At 68.9% G+C, this 15,285-nt stretch carries 19 protein-coding genes; 3 read left to right on the top strand and 16 right to left on the bottom strand.

The genetic code is table 11. The features are described from left to right. Positions 1-52 precede the first annotated feature (52 nt). From ACFYMM_RS25230 to ACFYMM_RS25220, 3 genes are all read right to left on the bottom strand, one after another. Positions 53-424 (bottom strand): DUF2255 family protein, encoded by a 372-nt coding sequence (locus ACFYMM_RS25230; protein WP_388390262.1) that lies wholly within the window; start codon positions 422-424, stop codon positions 53-55. Between the two features lie 382 nt (positions 425-806). Further along, complete coding sequence (locus ACFYMM_RS25225; RefSeq protein WP_388390259.1) at positions 807-1,823, bottom strand: zinc-dependent alcohol dehydrogenase family protein; 1,017 nt, start codon at positions 1,821-1,823, stop codon at positions 807-809. Between the two features lie 440 nt (positions 1,824-2,263). Then, positions 2,264-2,596, bottom strand: coding sequence for a carboxymuconolactone decarboxylase family protein (locus tag ACFYMM_RS25220; RefSeq protein WP_388390257.1), 333 nt, complete (start codon positions 2,594-2,596; stop codon positions 2,264-2,266). Positions 2,597-3,107: 511 nt separating this feature from the next. Here ACFYMM_RS25220 and ACFYMM_RS25215 point away from each other — a divergent pair. From ACFYMM_RS25215 to ACFYMM_RS25205, 3 genes are all read left to right on the top strand, one after another. Next, positions 3,108-3,977 (top strand): helix-turn-helix domain-containing protein, encoded by an 870-nt coding sequence (locus tag ACFYMM_RS25215; RefSeq protein ID WP_388390255.1) that lies wholly within the window; start codon positions 3,108-3,110, stop codon positions 3,975-3,977. A 109-nt stretch (positions 3,978-4,086) separates the two neighbouring features. Then, positions 4,087-4,956 (top strand): helix-turn-helix domain-containing protein, encoded by an 870-nt coding sequence (locus ACFYMM_RS25210; protein ID WP_388390254.1) that lies wholly within the window; start codon positions 4,087-4,089, stop codon positions 4,954-4,956. 336 nt (positions 4,957-5,292) lie between these two features. Beyond that, complete coding sequence (locus ACFYMM_RS25205; protein WP_388390252.1) at positions 5,293-6,255, top strand: SDR family NAD(P)-dependent oxidoreductase; 963 nt, start codon at positions 5,293-5,295, stop codon at positions 6,253-6,255. A gap of 90 nt (positions 6,256-6,345) precedes the next feature. Here ACFYMM_RS25205 and ACFYMM_RS25200 read toward each other — a convergent pair whose 3' ends face one another. The 13 genes from ACFYMM_RS25200 to ACFYMM_RS25140 form a co-directional block, all read right to left on the bottom strand. After that, a complete protein-coding gene (locus ACFYMM_RS25200; RefSeq protein ID WP_388390250.1) occupies positions 6,346-7,278 on the bottom strand; it encodes an NADP-dependent oxidoreductase in 933 nt (310 codons plus the stop codon). A gap of 135 nt (positions 7,279-7,413) precedes the next feature. Then, the gene (locus ACFYMM_RS25195; RefSeq protein ID WP_388390247.1) at positions 7,414-8,283 is read right to left on the bottom strand and encodes a helix-turn-helix domain-containing protein; all 870 of its coding nucleotides are present in this window, start codon (positions 8,281-8,283) and stop codon (positions 7,414-7,416) included. Positions 8,284-8,536: 253 nt separating this feature from the next. After that, positions 8,537-8,980 (bottom strand): PPOX class F420-dependent oxidoreductase, encoded by a 444-nt coding sequence (locus tag ACFYMM_RS25190; RefSeq protein ID WP_388390244.1) that lies wholly within the window; start codon positions 8,978-8,980, stop codon positions 8,537-8,539. A gap of 209 nt (positions 8,981-9,189) precedes the next feature. Further along, positions 9,190-9,888 (bottom strand): type 1 glutamine amidotransferase domain-containing protein, encoded by a 699-nt coding sequence (locus ACFYMM_RS25185; protein ID WP_388390241.1) that lies wholly within the window; start codon positions 9,886-9,888, stop codon positions 9,190-9,192. Between the two features lie 25 nt (positions 9,889-9,913). Next, on the bottom strand, positions 9,914-10,303 hold the full coding sequence (locus ACFYMM_RS25180; RefSeq protein WP_388390238.1) for a nuclear transport factor 2 family protein: 390 nt from the start codon (positions 10,301-10,303) through the stop codon (positions 9,914-9,916). A 49-nt stretch (positions 10,304-10,352) separates the two neighbouring features. Further along, entirely contained in the window at positions 10,353-10,952 is a 600-nt protein-coding gene (locus ACFYMM_RS25175; protein ID WP_388390236.1) for a flavodoxin family protein, read from the bottom strand. Positions 10,953-10,988: 36 nt separating this feature from the next. Next, on the bottom strand, positions 10,989-11,900 hold the full coding sequence (locus tag ACFYMM_RS25170; RefSeq protein WP_388390234.1) for an alpha/beta hydrolase: 912 nt from the start codon (positions 11,898-11,900) through the stop codon (positions 10,989-10,991). A 174-nt stretch (positions 11,901-12,074) separates the two neighbouring features. Continuing rightward, complete coding sequence (locus ACFYMM_RS25165; protein WP_388390232.1) at positions 12,075-12,530, bottom strand: MarR family winged helix-turn-helix transcriptional regulator; 456 nt, start codon at positions 12,528-12,530, stop codon at positions 12,075-12,077. 258 nt (positions 12,531-12,788) lie between these two features. After that, positions 12,789-12,914, bottom strand: a complete 126-nt coding sequence (locus tag ACFYMM_RS25160; protein WP_388390230.1) for a hypothetical protein — start codon at positions 12,912-12,914, stop codon at positions 12,789-12,791. Between the two features lie 316 nt (positions 12,915-13,230). Next, on the bottom strand, positions 13,231-13,401 hold the full coding sequence (locus tag ACFYMM_RS25155; protein ID WP_388390562.1) for a hypothetical protein: 171 nt from the start codon (positions 13,399-13,401) through the stop codon (positions 13,231-13,233). After that, positions 13,401-14,336, bottom strand: coding sequence for a sulfate adenylyltransferase subunit CysD (cysD, locus tag ACFYMM_RS25150; RefSeq protein ID WP_388390544.1), 936 nt, complete (start codon positions 14,334-14,336; stop codon positions 13,401-13,403). Before cysD ends, ACFYMM_RS25155 begins: the two co-directional genes overlap by 1 nt. Before the next feature lie 416 nt (positions 14,337-14,752). Next, entirely contained in the window at positions 14,753-14,860 is a 108-nt protein-coding gene (locus ACFYMM_RS25145) for a hypothetical protein (protein WP_388390542.1), read from the bottom strand. Then, the gene (locus ACFYMM_RS25140) at positions 14,832-15,245 is read right to left on the bottom strand and encodes a hypothetical protein (RefSeq protein ID WP_388390560.1); all 414 of its coding nucleotides are present in this window, start codon (positions 15,243-15,245) and stop codon (positions 14,832-14,834) included. The genes ACFYMM_RS25145 and ACFYMM_RS25140 overlap by 29 nt, the downstream gene beginning before the upstream one ends. Positions 15,246-15,285: the final 40 nt, after the last annotated feature.

The following is a 15,285-nucleotide window of genomic DNA, read 5'->3' as shown; positions in this document are numbered from 1 at the left end:
GCGGGGCCGGCCGACGGTGGCGGCTCGGCGGCTTGGGTCGGGATCGTCCTGGTCATCGGGGCAGCAGCCGCAGCGTCGTGGCGCGTGCCGCCACCATGGGACCGACGTACGCGTCCCCGAAGCGGCCGTACTTGCTCCGGTACGCCGTGTCGATACGGTCGTTGGTCCCGGGGTCCGGCACCTCTTCGAAGGTGACGTCCTTGTCGACCCCGCCGGAGCGGACGTGGCCCACTTGGGTCGCGACGGCGGTGCGCCACCAGCCGCCGCGCTCACCGCGGAAGGAGCGGACGTACAGGTCGTCGCCGTCGCGGACGACCCAGATCGGCACCGGTGCGCGCAGCGTGCCGTCACGCCGGAGCGGGGCCATCTCCAGTTCGTCGGCCCCGGCGATGCGGTCGAGTTCGTCGCCTGTCCAGGTAGTCATCGGGTGTGTTCCCGTCCTCGTGATCCGGTGGTGGAGGCGCCGTCGTCAGGCGGGAGCCGCGGTGAGGGGCTCACCGAGGTGGGCCCGGGTGAAGCCGAGTGAGTCCTCGACGACGCGGTAGTCGGTGATCAGGCCGTCCGTGACGGTGAAACGCGTGATCATCTCGCTTTCGAGCACCTGCCTGGAAGGATGGAACCGGGAGGAGTACCGGCCCGGCACCAGGACTCGGGCGTCAGAGCCGGATCGCCCGGGATCGTTCAGGTCGCGTCGGCCGCGAAGTGGGAGAGGACACGTTCCATGCCGCGCGCGCCGAAGGTGTCCGAGTACGCCTCGACGGTGGTGATCGCCTGTCTGGTCATAGCTGTCGGTCCCGTACCGCCGGTCACGGACGCAGCAGCGTCTTGATGGCGCGGCGCTCGTCCATGGCCTTGTAACCCTCGGCAGCCTCGTCCAGGGGAAGGGTGAGGTCGAAGACCTTGCCCGGGTTGATACGGCCGTCGAGGACGCGCTCGATCAGGTCGGGAAGGAAGGCGCGCACCGGAGCGGGGCCACCGCGCAGGCCCACGTGGGAGAAGAAGAGTTCCTGGCCGTCGATCTGCGTGCCGTGCGGAAAGCCGACGAAGCCGACGTTGCCACCCGGACGGGCGGATTGCACGCCCTGGTGCATCGATTCCTGCGTGCCGACGCACTCGAGCACCGAGTCGGCGCCGATGCCGTTCGTCAGTTCCTTGACGCGTGCGACGCCTTCCGCACCCCGCTCGGTGACGATGTCGGTGGCGCCGAACTCCAGGGCCAGCTTCTGCCGGGACTCGTGCCGGCTCATGGCGATGATCCGCTCGGCGCCCAGCTCCTTCGCGGCGATGACCCCGGACAGGCCCACCGCGCCGTCACCGACGACCACGGCCGTCGAACCGGTCCTGACCTCGGCGGCCTTGGCGGCGTACCAGCCGGTGCCCATGACGTCGGACAGGGTCAGCAGGCTCGGGATCAGCTCCTCGTCCGGCTGCTCGGGGGTGGTGACCAGGGTGCCGTCGGCGAGGGGGACACGCAGGTACTCGGCCTGGGCGCCGTTGACCCACTGCGCGTGCTGGCAGGAGGTGTGGTAACCGGCCTGGCAGATCGGGCAGGTGTTGTCGGAGGCGACGAAGGAGCCGATGACGAACTGGCCCGGCCGGACGCCGGAGACGTCGCTGCCGACCTCCTCGACGACGCCGACGTACTCGTGACCGATCGGCTGCGGTTCGGCGACCGGCAGGACTCCCCGGTAGCTCCAGAGGTCGGAGCCGCACACACAGGCGGCGACGGTGCGGATGACCGCGTCCGTCGGCGCCGTGATCTTCGGCTCGGGGGCGTTCTCCACCCGGATGTCACCGGGCGCGTGAATGATGGTTGCTCGCATGGTGCTTCCCAGCTCTCGTCGTGTCTTCGTGGTGTCAGGGGTGGACACGGGCGGTGACGCGCGGGCCGTCGTAGACGTCGTCGGTAACGTGTTCGAGCCAGGTGGCGTCGTCTGTCCCCCAGAGGGGGAGATGGGTCATGAACCGGTCAGGCGCGGCGCCATGTCAGTGCTCTTCACCCGGGGGCGTGTGTCCGATGTCGCCGGGGCGGGCTTCGATGACGTCACCGCCGCGGGACTGAACCAGCGCGATGCCCTCGACCCGCGGTGGATCACGTCGGCGTAGGCGTTGCCGGTGAACCACTTGGCGGGAAGCTTCCTGCTGGGAGACTGCTTCAGCAATTCATGGAGTGTCGTCCCTCTGAGGTGACGCTGCCGACGGACCGTGCGGCGCAGGTGTGTCTGGGGGATCGTCAGGTGGGGTGGGTCCGGGCGAAGCGGCGTCAGCCGGACTGGTCGCGCTTCTCCACGATCTCCTTGAGCTGCGTCATCGCGGTCATGGCGTTGGGCCATCCGGTGTAGAAGGCCAGATGGGTGATGACCTCGATCAGTTCGTCCTTGGTGACACCGTTCTCCAGGGCCTTGCCGAGGTGGAAGCCGAGCTGGTCGGTCCGGTACAGGGAGGCCAGAGCGGTGACGGTGACGAGACTGCGGTCGCGCGGGGACAACCCCGGCCGCTCCCAGATGTCACCGAACAGGACGGTGTCGGTCACCTCCGCGAGCTTGGGGGCGAACTCCTGGATGGCCGGCGGCGCGAACTTCTTCCGTTCGGACATGAGGTGGTGCTCCTGGCGTGTTTTCGGGTGGGGGGACTGTGCGCTGCCCGGTCTTCGACCGGCGGCTGGGTGGGACGGCGGGACTGCTCACCGAAGAACGAGGTGAGCCCGGCGGGGGCGGAGGAGAGGTGTACGTGGCCTTCGAGGCGGCCGCCGTTCCTGCCCGCGGGCCTGATGTGCTGGCCGTGCTCGGGAGCCTGCGGGGGACCGGTGAGCGCCAGGTCGTTGCCGAAGCAGGGGACAATCGTCCGCACTGGCTCTCCTCTCCTCCTCCGCCTGCCGCAGGAAAACCGGATATCGGTGACATCCGGGAAGTTCTTCGTTCCGGAGATCGGCCTTCCCGCTCTTCCGGGTGTGCGCTCCGCAGACCGGTTCCGGTCACCGAACACAGCACCGACCATGCCACTTTCACGGGAACCCGCAAAGGGGAGAATTCCATCCGGGGATTCCCTTATCCAGGGGAGAAATCCTTACCCCCCTTCCAGTGACCGAGCGATGCCACACTGGCGTCATGGTCGGCGACGCGCATCTGCATGAGCTGGGAGAAATCCTCAAGGCGCGCAGGGCCGAGCTGAGCCCGCGCACCGTCGGTCTGCCCGACACCGGCGGCCGACGGGTGCCAGGCCTGCGCAGAGAGGAGGTCGCCCTGCTCGCTGCCATCAGCACGGACTACTACACACGGCTGGAGCAGGGCCGTATCCAGCCGTCCCGGTCGGTGTTGGCCGCTCTTGCCCACGTCCTGCGCATGTCGGAACGCCAGCGTGACCACCTGTTTGAACTGGCCGGCCGACGGCGGGCACGACAACGCCGACCAGCGGCACAGCAGGTGCACCCGCAGCTGCTCCGCCTGCTCGACGATCTCACCGTGAGCCCCGGTGTGGTGATCGGCCGCCGTATGGACATCCTGGCCTGGAATCCGTCGGCCACCGCCCTCTTCACCGACTTCGCGAAGGTGCCGGAAAGCAGGCGGAACTGCGTCCGCATCCTCTTCACCGATCCCTCCATGCGGACGCTCTACGCGGACTGGCGGGCCGTCGCCCGTGACTGCGTGTCCCATCTGCGCATGGAGGCCGCCAAACATCCCGAGGATCCGCAGCTGATCAGCTTGGTCGGGGAACTCTCCGTGGAGGACAGCGACTTCGGTCGATGGTGGGGAAGCCGTCACTCGCCGTCGCGCAGGGCGGGCGTCAAGAGGTTCCACCATCCCGTCGTGGGCGAACTCGTCCTGGACTGGGACACCCTCGTCTGCGGCGGCGACCCCGATCAGGAACTCGTCGTCTGGACGGCGGAGCCCGGCACGCCGTCGTACGACGGACTGAGGGCCCTCGCCTCGCGGGCCCCCGGTCGTCCCCGGCGGGCTCACGGCTGGTCAGGCCCGTGAGACCGGCTGATACGACGGTTTTCGTCGGCCCCCGCGATTCGCCAGGCGACAGACCGGGGACAAAACTCTCCCCCTCACAATTCGACTGGATGCTGCAACACTCGCTGCTATGTACACCGAAGCACATTTGCCTGAACTGGGAGAATTCCTCAAGGTGTGCCGGGCCCAGCTCAGCCCGCGGACCGTCGGTCTGCCCGAATCCGGGGCGCCCCGGCGAGTACCCGGGCTGCGCCGTGAGGAGGTCGCCCAACTCGTGGGCATCAGCACCCGCGCCTACGCACGGCTGGAACAGGGGCGCACCCCCGTGCCGAGGACCGTGCTCGCCACGCTCGCCCGCGTCCTGCACCTCGACGACGCCCAGCGCGACCACCTGTTCGAACTGGCGGCAAGGGCCTCGTGCGAACCGCGTCGCCGGTCGGCGCAGAAGGTCCACCCGCAGCTCGGACGCATCCTGGACGAACTGTCCACGACCCCCGCACTCGTCCTCGGCCGACAGCTGGACATCCTGGCCTGGAATCCTCTGGCAGCCGCCTTGCTCACCGACTTCGCCGGGCTCCCCGCGCACAGGCGCAACCTCGCGCGACTGATGTTCACCGACCCCGCCTTCCGCGAGCTCTGCCTCGACTGGAGGACGAACGCCCGAATCTGCGTGACCCATCTGCGCCTGGAGGCCGCCCGGTACCCCGGAGACCCGAAGCTGGCCGCACTCGTCGGCGAGTTGTCGGTCACCGACGCCGACTTCCGGCAGTGGTGGGCGGGCCGACAGATGAACGGCCTGCGGATGGGCACCAAGAGGCTGCGCCACCCGCTCGTCGGCGACCTCACCCTCGACTGGGACAGCCTGACCTGCACAGCCGACCCCACACAGAAGCTGCTCATCGCGACCGCTGATCCCGGGGCCCCGTCCCACGACGGACTTTTGTTCCTGGCGTCGTGGACGGCGGACCCGGACCGGCCCGCACAGGACGCGGCAGCCTGAGGCCCAGGTTGCGTACGACCGGACCGGGATTCGCAGCGCGGCGGCGACTGGGAGCAACTCCGTCGCCTACACCCATGTCCTGGCCGACGCGATCACCGGCGACCCGCGCCGCTTCACCACCATGGACATGGTCGACGAGCTCTGGCGCGTCGCCGGGCCCGTCCTCGATCCGTCGGCGGCTGGACGGCCGTCGCGCTGACCGGCGCCGGTTGCGCCTGCGTCGCACTCCTCGTGTGGGCCCTCGGCCGCCGCGGACCGCTCCTCTCCGCGCGAAGCGGTTGAGCACCCTCCCTCGGACGTCAGGTTTTCTTCCGCTCCAGCAAGGAGTGATGGCGCATGACCACCGCACAGCACAAGATCGGCTCCGGGTTCGACGCCAGGAGCACCGCCGACGACGTCCTCCAGGGCATCGACCTGAGCGGCAAGCTCGCGATCGTCACCGGCGGCTACTCGGGCATCGGCCTGGAGACCACCCGCGCGTTCACCCGGGCCGGCGCCCACGTCGTCGTCCCCGCGCGCCGGCCCGCGGACGCCCGGGGCGCGCTCGACGGGGTCCTCGGCGTCGAGGTGGACGAGCTGGATCTCGGCGACCTGGAGAGTGTGCGCGGATTCGCGGAGCGGTTCCTCGCCTCAAGCAGGAGTGTCGACTTCGTCATCGACAGCGCCGGGATCATGGCGTGCCCCGAAACCCGGGTCGGGCCCGGCTGGGAGGCGCAGTTCGCGATCAACCACCTCGGTCACTTCGCCCTCGTCAACCGTCTGTGGCCGGCGCTCGAACCCGGCGGTGCACGGGTCGTCTCCGTCTCCTCCGGCGGCCATCACATGTCCGGCATCCGCTGGGACGACGTCCAGTGGGAGCGGGGCTACGACAAGTGGCAGGCATACGGGCAGGCGAAGACCGCGAACGCGCTCTTCGCGGTGCACCTGGACAGGCTCGCCAAGGACTTCGGCGTCCGCTCCTTCGCCGTGCATCCCGGCGTCATCATCACACCGCTCCTGCGGCACGTGCCCGAGGCGGAGAGGGTGAAGTTCGGCTGGTTCGACGAGGACGGCAACCTGCGCGACCCGGACCTCTTCAAGACGCCTCAGCAGGGCGCGGCCACGCACGTGTGGGCCGCGAATTCCCCTCAGCTGGAGGGCCTGGGCGGTCTCTACCTCGAGGACTGTGACGTGGCCGAGCCCGCTCCCGCCGACGGCGAGATGCGCGGTGTGAAGGACTGGGCGACCGATGCCGGGCAGGCGGCGCGCCTGTGGGAGCTGTCGGCGGAGCTGACGGGTGTGAACGCGTTCGTCGCGTAACACGTGTGTGGCCGGACGTCGTACGACGTCCGGCCACACCCACGCGGTGGCGTCGAGGGCGGTCGTCTCAGCGCCCGCACCTGCCCCGCATCAGAAGGTCAGCACCAGTCGGCCGCGCACACCGCCCGCGGCGAGCAGCCGGTGCGCCTCGGCGGCCTGTTCCGCCGGAAACGTCCTGGCTACCCGGAGGGTGAGCCGGCCGTCCTCCACCTGCTGCCGCAGCCGGTCGAGCTTGGCGCGCTCCCGGGCGTAGCGGAACACGACGATCGGCTGGTAGACGATGCCTCGTTCGCCGGGACCGTCGTAGCCGAGCAGCGTGACCACCCGGCCTCCGTCACGTACCGCACGGGCGGTGAGGGCGCCGAGCGAGGCGGCGTCGAGGAGTCCGTCGACGCCTTCCGGGACCTCCGCCCGTACTCGGTCGGGGTATTCGGCGCCGCGTCGCAGGACGATGTCGGCGCCGAGTTCCTTGACCAGGGTCTCGTCCTGCTCCGATGCGTCGGCCACCACCCGCAGCCCGTCCGCCTTGGCCAGCTGGACGGCGTAGCCGCCCACCGCGCCGGCCGCTCCGGTGACGGCGACGGTCTGCCCGGCCTCCAGACCGAGCGTGTCCAGCGCCAGGCGCGCGGTCAGAGCGTTCATCGGCAGGGTCGCGGCCTGTACGTCGCTCGCACCGTGGGGTGTGCGCACCACGGACTCCGCCGGTACGACGACCTGCTCGGCGTAGGCGCCGTGCGCTCCGTCGGCCAGCACGATCGCTGTCACCTGGTCACCGACGCGCAGGTCCGTGTCCGTACCCGCGCCGATCTGGTCCACGACGCCGGCGGCCTCCATGCCCGGAACGAACGGAGGCCGGGCGTCCGGAGACCGGGCGGGCCCCCTGCGCTGGAGGGCGTCGACCGCGTTGACGGTCGCGGCGCTCACCCGGATGCGCACCTCGCCCGGACCGGCGTCCGGGACAGGCAGCTCAAGAACCTGAAGCACCTCCGGCCCACCGAATTCCGTGAAACCTACAGCCTTCATACGAAGCACCTCGTTGTCTGGCAGACGGTCGCTGAGGTGTCCGACCTTTCCGTCTCACGCAGGCCCGGAAAAGGGGAGGAATCCTGGCGGGGATACGGCCACAGGGGGACGCATCCTTCCCCCCCATAGACGTGTTCAGGTCGCCGCGTCGGAGGCTGTCGGCTTCTGGTCGGCTGCCCAGGAGGCGAGGAGGCGCAGCCCGTCGTGGGAGGCGCTGCCGGGTTCGGCGTTCCACACGATGATGTGCTGGTCGGGGTCCGTGCCGCAGGTGAGCGTGTTCCAGTCGAGGGTCAGCTCGCCCACCACCGGGTGGCGCAGCTTCTTGACGCCGTTGCCGCGCATCGCGACGTCGTGTTCGGTCCACCACTGGCGGAACTGCGGGTCACGGGCGGAAAGCTCCTCCACCAGCGCGGTCAGGGGCTGGTCGTCGGGGTAGCGCGCGCTCTCCATGCGCAGCTGGGCGATGGCCAGCCGGGTGACCTCCTCCCAGTCCACGTACAACTCGCGCATCCAGGGTTCGGTGAACAGCAACCGCACGAACACCCGCTCCTGAACTGGGTAACGGCCGAAGTCGGTCCACAGGGCGGCGGCGAGCCGGTTCCAGCCGAGGATGTCGGTGCACCGGCCGATGACGAAGGCCGGGGAGGCACCGAGATCGTCCAGCATGCGCTGCAGCTGCGGATCCACCTGCTGGCGCTCGCGGTACGCGGACGGGCGCACCCTCTCCTTCGCCGCGAGGTCGAAGAGATAGGTGCGCTGGTCGTCGTTCAGGCGCAGCGCCTGGGCGATCTCGTCGAGGAGGGGTGCCGACGCCTGGAGCCGGCCCTGCTCGATCCGGGTGTAGTACTCGGTGCTGATCGCGGCGAGGAGTGCCACTTCCTCGCGGCGCAGCCCCTTCACACGCCGACGTGGGCCGCCGCGGAGGCCGACATCGGAGGGGGTGAGCTCAGCGCGACGCGCCTTGAGGAACTCACCCAGCTCGTTCAGATGCGGGTTGCGGTTCATGACCTGCAGACTGACACAAACGCGGCATCTTGTGGGGGGTACGGATTCCTCCCCTGGCTGATCGGCCAGGGGGCGACGATCGTTCCGCTTGAGTTCGTGGTCGATCCTGCAGGCGGCCGGTGGCCCAGGGCGGGCGCGTGGCTGGCTGTTGCGCAAGCGCTGTTCGGTGGGTGGATGCCCAGATCTCCCGACACTTCACGAACCGGACTTCCCGGTCTCCATCACCATCTGAACCGCCCCTCGAGTGGGAGCCTCACGACCCCGGAACACCGATGATTTTCCGCGGCACGACGCGGATGATCACGCGGTCCTCGTCGTTCTTCGCGGCGGGCAGGTCGACGCCAAGATACTTGCGCCAGAGCTCACGCAGGAGACGCTTCCCTTCGTCCGGGACGATCTCGGCGCTTCCCCGGATCTCGACGGCGGTGTGGGGGTTGGCGAGGTCGTAGACCGAGACACTGATACGAGGGTCGCGGCGCAGGTTGCGCACCTTCTGGCGGTGGTCGAGGGAGGAGAAGAGCACGGTGTCACCCTCGCCCTTGATCCAGACCACCGAGTTCTGCGGGGATCCGTCGGGGCCGATGGTGGCGACGCTGGCGTAGTTCTTGCCGTCGAGCAGGGCACGGACCCAGTCGTCGAGGGAGGGATGGCCGTCCGCAGAGGGGGACGGAGAGGAGAGGGCGGAGGAAGTCGTCATTGGGCCCACCATGGTTGTATGCATGCGCATTTGAAATCGGGTCGCCGGCTGTACGGCGGGAGACCGCCTGATCAGCCGCTTCAGGCCGGGGCGGAGCAAGTCGGTCCGAAGCGACGTGAAAGGGCAGGCAGGCTCAACGGAACTCGGCAGCTGAGTACACACCAGTGTGTACTCAGCTGCCGGATCAGGACCGCGCTTGCGTCAGCCCGTCAGCTCAGCGCCTTGACCAGCTCCTGGGCGAGGGGGACGGCCGAGTACGGGTTCTGGCCGGTGTAGAGGGTGCGGTCGACCTGGACGTGCGGGGTGAACGGGTCGGCCTCGCGGTAATCGGCCTTGAGGTCGGCCACGAGCCGGTCCTGGAGCAGCCACTTGGCCCGGTCGGCGAGACCGTTCTGCTTCTCCTCGGCGTTGGACAGCCCGGTCAGACGGTAGCCGGAGAAGGGGGAGGAGCCGTCGGGGCCGATGGTGGCCAGCAGGGCCGCTGGGCCGTGGCAGACCAGGGAGACGGGCTTGCCGGAGGCGAGCCAGTCGGTGAGCAGCCTGCCGGAGGCGGCGTTGTCGGGCAGGTCCTCCATCGGGCCCCAGCCGCCGGGGTAGAAGACGGCCACGTAGTCGTCGATGTTCACGTCCTCGATGCGCATCGGGTGCGCCAGCTCGGTGGCCTCCCGCAGCGCGGTGCGCATGCGCTCGGCGCCTTCCTCGCCGCCGTTGAAGTCCGCGGTGAGGCTGAGGGCGTCGGCGGTCGGCGGCACACCGCCGGGCGTCGCCGCCGCGATCTCGTATCCGGCCTCCTTGAAGACCTGGTAGGGACCGATGGCCTCCTCGGCCCAGAAACCGGCCGGCTGGCGGGTTCCGTCGGCCAGCGTCCAGTGGTCGGACGCGGTGATCACGAAGAGGATCTTCGCCATGGGGTTGCTCCTGATGAGGGGAGGGTCAGCCCTTGAGGGCTTCCTGGAGGACGTGGCTGTCGGCGATCTGGCGCATCCGTACGGCCTGGCCGTCCCGGACGGTCCACAGGTGCAGGAACCGGACGTCGGCCGTGTTCCCGGTCTTCGTCTCGGCGTGGTAATGGCCGTAGACGAAGACATGGCCGGCGTCGTCCGCGAAGAACTCCTCGGGCACCGCGCCGAACGACTCGTAGCCCGTCATCCTGCCGAAGAAGTCCGTGGCCACGCTGTCCCAGCCGTGGTAGACACCGCTGTTCGGGAAGCCGGGGGTGATGTCCCAGACGAAGTCCGGCGCCATCACCTCCTTGGTGACCTCGGGTGCCATTCGGGAGTCGTAGACCCTGCGGATGAGGGCGAGGCTCGGGGAATCGGACATGGGGGTACTCCTTGCGGGGGGTGGGTGAAGCAGAAGAGGGGTCCTGTGATCAGGCAGCGAGGGCGGCCAGCCCGGCACGGAAGATCGCGGCCTGGCGCGCGACGCGCGCGCCGAGGTGCTCCGCGGTGGCGATGTCCGACTTGTGGACTGCCTCGGGGCCGGCGTCGGTGGGGCTCTGGGCGCCGACGCCCAGGAAGAAGCCCAGCCGGTTGATGTCGTCCTCGCTGCCTTTGGTGGAGTCCCAGCCCGGCAGCAGGCCCAGGCTGATCCAGTGCATGCCGTGCTGGGCGGCGAGGGTGGCGAAGTAGCCCAGGGTGGACGACTTGTCGCCGCTCTTCGCGCCGGAGTTGGTGAAGCCCGCGGCGAGCTTGTCCACCCAGGCGTGGGGGAACCAGCGCTTGCTGCTGGCCTCGGCGAAGGCGTGGAAGGCCGCGGAGGCGGTGCCCATGTAGGTCGCCGCGCCGAAGACGATCGCGTCGGCGCCGTCCAACTGTGCCCACTGCTCGTCGGTGATGGTGTCGACGGAGATCGAGACGACCTCGGCGCCGGCTTCAGCGGCACCGCGCGCCACGGCTTCGGCGATGACGGCCGTGTGGCCGTAGCCCGAATGAAAGGCGATGGCGACGGTGGGCCCGCCGGGGTGGGACATGGTGATCTTTCTCCTTGAATTATTTCTTCGGCGGGACTAAAGGACGGCGAAGAACTTCACCATCTTGGTGAGCGCCTGATCCATGTACTCGGGCACGTCGTACATGGCGATATGGGTCGCGCCGTCGACGACAAACAGTTCCTTCGGGCCGTTGGAAAGCTCGTAGGCCTGGTCGCTGAACACCTTTGTGTCCGCCTTGCTCCCGGCGATGAGAAGCAGCGGCTGGGTCAGGAGCTGAGGAATCTGGTCGAACGCCGAGAAGGCGTACATCTTGTCCATGCTGGTCAGCAGGAAACGGCCCTTGGAATTGGGATGCTGACCACGCGGAGTCCGGTAGTAGTCGTATCCCTCACGCAGGAGGTCCGGTGTGTTGTCGTCTATCTCCTCGAGCGTCTCCGGGACGAACGGGGCGTAGGCCGGTGCCGCCCCCCGCGTCTCGGCCGTGCGCTGCTGGGCGACCATTTCCAGGGTTTTGATCTGCTCGGACACCGGGGACAGGTGCCCCAGGAAGGCCCGGGAGCCTTCGCCCATCGGGGCCGCACTGACGGTGGCCACCGCCTTGAAGCGGCGTTCGGTCTGGGCAACGCTGATCGCGTAGCCGCCGCCGGCACAGATGCCGAAGACGCCCATCCGATCGGTGTCGACGTACGGGAGAGTGGTGAGGAAGTCCGCCGCACAGCGGGCGTCCTCCACCCTGGTCGTCGGATCCTCCAGAAGGCGCGGCTCGCCGCCGCTTTCACCCTGGTAAGAGGAGTCGTAGACCACGGTGACGAATCCGTGGGCGGCCAGCCGCTTCGCGTACTGACCGATGGTCTGCTCCTTCACTCCACCGGCCGGGTGAATTCCGACCAGGGCCGGGTACTTCTTTTTCTCGTCAAAGTCGTCCGGCAGATGAAGGTGTCCCGCTATTTCTACTTCTTTGTTCCTGAATGAAACTGCCTCGACCATGGCGCCTGTCCCTTTTCGCCCCTGCTCCGCCGATTGGCGGATCCGCACACCATGATTCGCCGGTGGCGAGGTGATGTCCACTCGCGATGGGGGGAAGAAACCGTCCCCTGGATATGAATTACCGGGTAGCCGGGTCCCTTCTCATTCCACGGGTGCGTTCCGCACGGCCTTGGGTCAGGAGAGACTGTCGACGGCGAGGGCGTCCGGGTTCAGCTGCTCGACCAGGCGGTGGAGCAGACGGTGGATGGTGTCCTTGTCGTCCGCGCCGAGCGGTGACGTCGTCTCCGCCTCGATGCGACCGGCGATGGACGCCGCGCGAGATGCCACCGAGTGCCCTTCGTCGGTGGCGTACAGGCGCATGCTGCGACGACTGGTCGGATGGGGCTCGCGTCGCAGCAGTCCGCGTTCGACGAGCTGCGTCACGGCGGCTCCCATGGACTGGGGAGTGAAGCCGGTCCGGCGGGCGATCTCCGCCGCGGACACCCCTGGTGTCAGGGCGGCGTGCTGCAGCGCGTTGTGCTGGGCCAGCGTGAGGTCCTCCGCACGCAGCGCCCTTTCCAGCCGACCTGCCACGATCTGCGAGAACTGCCAGGCCAGGTATCCGGTGGTGGGGAACGCGGCGTCGGTCACGTCGGCAGTTTACGAGAACGCCTTCCGGCAGCCTTCGGCAGCGCCGGCCGATGCCCTGCTCCAGCGCACGACCCGCCGGCCCGGGCGCCGGCCTAGTGGCCTTCCGCCCGCTCGCTCCCGCCCGCGACGCGCGCGGCTTGCGCGTGGCGGTACGCGACTGGGCTCGCTGGGGCGGCTCGTCGTACGGGCGGCTGTCGTGGCCGGCTGTGCCGTACCCGATGACGAGTCGGTCCACGATGCCACGCGCGGGAACCCAGTTCAGGCGACCGCCTGGGTGCGTGTCCCGCGTGCGTCGCGCCAGTACAGAGCCGCGGCGGCGATCAGGATCCAGACCACCAGGACGATTACGCCCGCGGTCAGGCCGTCGTTGCGGAAGTGGGACATGCCCTGGATGGCTCGGACGCCGACGCCCACCGGGAGGATCTCCGAGAAGGGATGGAGTCACCCCGGCAGATAGGCCGTGGGCAGGGTGCCGCCGCTGGTGCCGTTGCCGAAGGTGAACAGGACCACCGCGGCCAGCGACACTCGGCCCGCCCGAAGAGGCGCATGAACGCCATGGTCGCGCTGCCGACGGCCGCGGCCATCAGGGCGATGACTCCCGAGATGCCGAGGAAGCGTCCGGGCAGCGCCGAGAAGCCCAGGCTCCCGGCTATCACCGCGACCAGGAGCCCGGCGGCGACGCTGAAGGCGGCCAGACTGGTCAGCGGCCAGCGGTACTCCAGGCGGGGGCAGCCTCCAGCTGGCCGGCGAGGACCGACTTGGAGTCGTACAGCAGCCGCCCCACGAGCGTGGACTTGCCGTCGCCGACGGAGCCGGCCGTGGCGAAGCGCAGCAGCGAGGTCGTCGGGACGCCGATGGCGGTTCTGGTCATCAGAAGTACCCCTCACGCTTGCGGTCTTCCATCGCAGTCTCTGACAGCCGGTCGTCGGCCCGGGTGGCTCCCCGCTCGGTGCGCCGGCTGACGACGATCTCGGCGATCACCTTCACGACGGTGTCGGCATCGGAGTCGACCGCACCGGTACAGGACATGTCGCCGACGGTGCGGTAGCGCACCAGCCGCCGCTCCACCGGTTCACCGTCCTTCGGGCGGCCCCACGCACCGGCGGTCAGCCACATCCCGTCGCGGTTGAACACCTCTCGCTCATGCGCGTAGTAGATCTCAGGCAGCTCGATCCCTTCACGGGCGATGTACTGCCACACGTCCAGTTCGGTCCAGTTGGACAGCGGGAAGATCCGCACGTGTTCATCGGGTGCGTGGCGGCCGTTGTACAGCTGCCACAGTTCTGGTCGCTGGCGGCGTGGGTCCCAGGTGCCGGACTCGTCGCGCAGCGAGAAGACGCGTTCCTTGGCTCGTGCCTTTTCCTCGTCCCGCCGGCCTCCGCCAAGGACGGCGTCGTACCCGCCCTCAGCGATGGCGTCCAGGAGCGGCAGGGTCTGCAGCGGGTTGCGAGTGCCGTCCGAGCGCTCACTGAGCCGCCGGTCGTCGATGTAGTCCTGAACGTTGGTCACGTGCAGCCGAAGGCCGTGCCGGTCCACCGTGCGGTCTCGGAAGGCCAGCACCTCGGGGAAGTTGTGACCGGTGTCCACGTGCAGCAGTCCGAAGGGCAACCGCGCCGGAGCGAACGCCTTCAGCGCCAGGTGCAGCAGGACGCTGGAGTCCTTGCCGCCGGAGAAGAGGATCACTGGCCGCGCGCACTCTCCCGCCGCCTCGCGGATGATGTGCACCGCCTCGGATTCGAGCGTGTCCAGGTGCGTCAGCGCACAGGCATCGCCCAGCAACTCGGTTGCCCCGTCCACGGTCGTCACGCCATTCGTCTCTTCGTAAGCAGTGCGAACGCGCCTTGGCGAGCTCGGTGCCGATGCGACGGTTCCCGGCGAAGAAGACGGTGGCGGCGCCTTGGCCGCCCCGTCACCGCCGTCAGAACGGGCGGATCTCGCCTCGCCGCTGCGTACGACGACGGGGCGGCCGGCATAGCGCTCGGCAATCGTCTGAGCCGTGGGCCGGCCCAGGCCCAGGGTGACGACCACCACGCCACGACCGTTCTCCTCACCCACACCGACGGCGACCACCCCGCCGCGACCGAGCCACTCGCGGCTGATCTCCGTCTTGAGGGCGTCCAGATCCTCCGACACGCCATCCCTCCCACTCAGAGCAGCGGGTAGGTGCCATCGGCGTCCACGACCACGAGCGTGCCCGGTGTCCTTTCCGGTGCCGAGCGCCACTATGGCGTCGATGACTTTCTCCGTGGCCACGATTTGGGCAGTACCGCGTTGACACGGACACCAAGCGCACCCAGCTCGTCAGAAAGGTGCACGGCAAAGGTGTTCAGCGCGGCCTTGCTGGTGGCGTACGCGCTCTGTCCCTGCGCCGGGTACACGTACTGGACACGTTGACGACTCCGGGTTCAGTAACCAGGAGTCGATCAGGCGGCGCTCGTCGAGGAAAGATCCACGGTACGACGTACCTGCGGCGTTCACCAGGAGGTCGACTGTTCCCGGTCTGGCGAGCGTCACCTCAACCACGTGCTCCACCGCCTGCGCATCTACTGACCAGATGCGGTGTTCGTTGGCTGGCAGCCTGGCGCCGAGTTTCAACGAATTGGTGTAGCTCGGGTGCTGGGACGGGAAGAGCGTGGGCCGATCATGATGTACCGTCACGATCCGGTAGCGGTGCGCCAAGGCATGACAGAAGGCAAGTCCCAGCCGTCCGCTCACGCCGGGCCGCCCTCCACTGGCGGGGCGGGGTCGAGATAGA

The sequence above is a fragment of the Streptomyces sp. NPDC006739 genome, from assembly GCF_042869815.1.
Classification (GTDB): Bacteria; Actinomycetota; Actinomycetes; order Streptomycetales; family Streptomycetaceae; genus Streptomyces.
The sequence above is the reverse complement of the archived record's forward strand: the minus strand, read 5'-3'. Positions and strand labels throughout refer to the sequence as shown.

Coding starts and splice junctions, on each gene's coding strand:
- ACFYMM_RS25230 (WP_388390262.1), bottom strand. CDS start 424: ATGACTACCTGGACAGGCGACGAACTCGACCGCATCGCCGGGGCCGAC.
- ACFYMM_RS25225 (WP_388390259.1), bottom strand. CDS start 1,823: ATGCGAGCAACCATCATTCACGCGCCCGGTGACATCCGGGTGGAGAAC.
- ACFYMM_RS25220 (WP_388390257.1), bottom strand. CDS start 2,596: ATGTCCGAACGGAAGAAGTTCGCGCCGCCGGCCATCCAGGAGTTCGCC.
- ACFYMM_RS25215 (WP_388390255.1), top strand. CDS start 3,108: ATGGTCGGCGACGCGCATCTGCATGAGCTGGGAGAAATCCTCAAGGCG.
- ACFYMM_RS25210 (WP_388390254.1), top strand. CDS start 4,087: ATGTACACCGAAGCACATTTGCCTGAACTGGGAGAATTCCTCAAGGTG.
- ACFYMM_RS25205 (WP_388390252.1), top strand. CDS start 5,293: ATGACCACCGCACAGCACAAGATCGGCTCCGGGTTCGACGCCAGGAGC.
- ACFYMM_RS25200 (WP_388390250.1), bottom strand. CDS start 7,278: ATGAAGGCTGTAGGTTTCACGGAATTCGGTGGGCCGGAGGTGCTTCAG.
- ACFYMM_RS25195 (WP_388390247.1), bottom strand. CDS start 8,283: ATGAACCGCAACCCGCATCTGAACGAGCTGGGTGAGTTCCTCAAGGCG.
- ACFYMM_RS25190 (WP_388390244.1), bottom strand. CDS start 8,980: ATGACGACTTCCTCCGCCCTCTCCTCTCCGTCCCCCTCTGCGGACGGC.
- ACFYMM_RS25185 (WP_388390241.1), bottom strand. CDS start 9,888: ATGGCGAAGATCCTCTTCGTGATCACCGCGTCCGACCACTGGACGCTG.
- ACFYMM_RS25180 (WP_388390238.1), bottom strand. CDS start 10,303: ATGTCCGATTCCCCGAGCCTCGCCCTCATCCGCAGGGTCTACGACTCC.
- ACFYMM_RS25175 (WP_388390236.1), bottom strand. CDS start 10,952: ATGTCCCACCCCGGCGGGCCCACCGTCGCCATCGCCTTTCATTCGGGC.
- ACFYMM_RS25170 (WP_388390234.1), bottom strand. CDS start 11,900: ATGGTCGAGGCAGTTTCATTCAGGAACAAAGAAGTAGAAATAGCGGGA.
- ACFYMM_RS25160 (WP_388390230.1), bottom strand. CDS start 12,914: ATGTCCCACTTCCGCAACGACGGCCTGACCGCGGGCGTAATCGTCCTG.
- ACFYMM_RS25155 (WP_388390562.1), bottom strand. CDS start 13,401: ATGACCAGAACCGCCATCGGCGTCCCGACGACCTCGCTGCTGCGCTTC.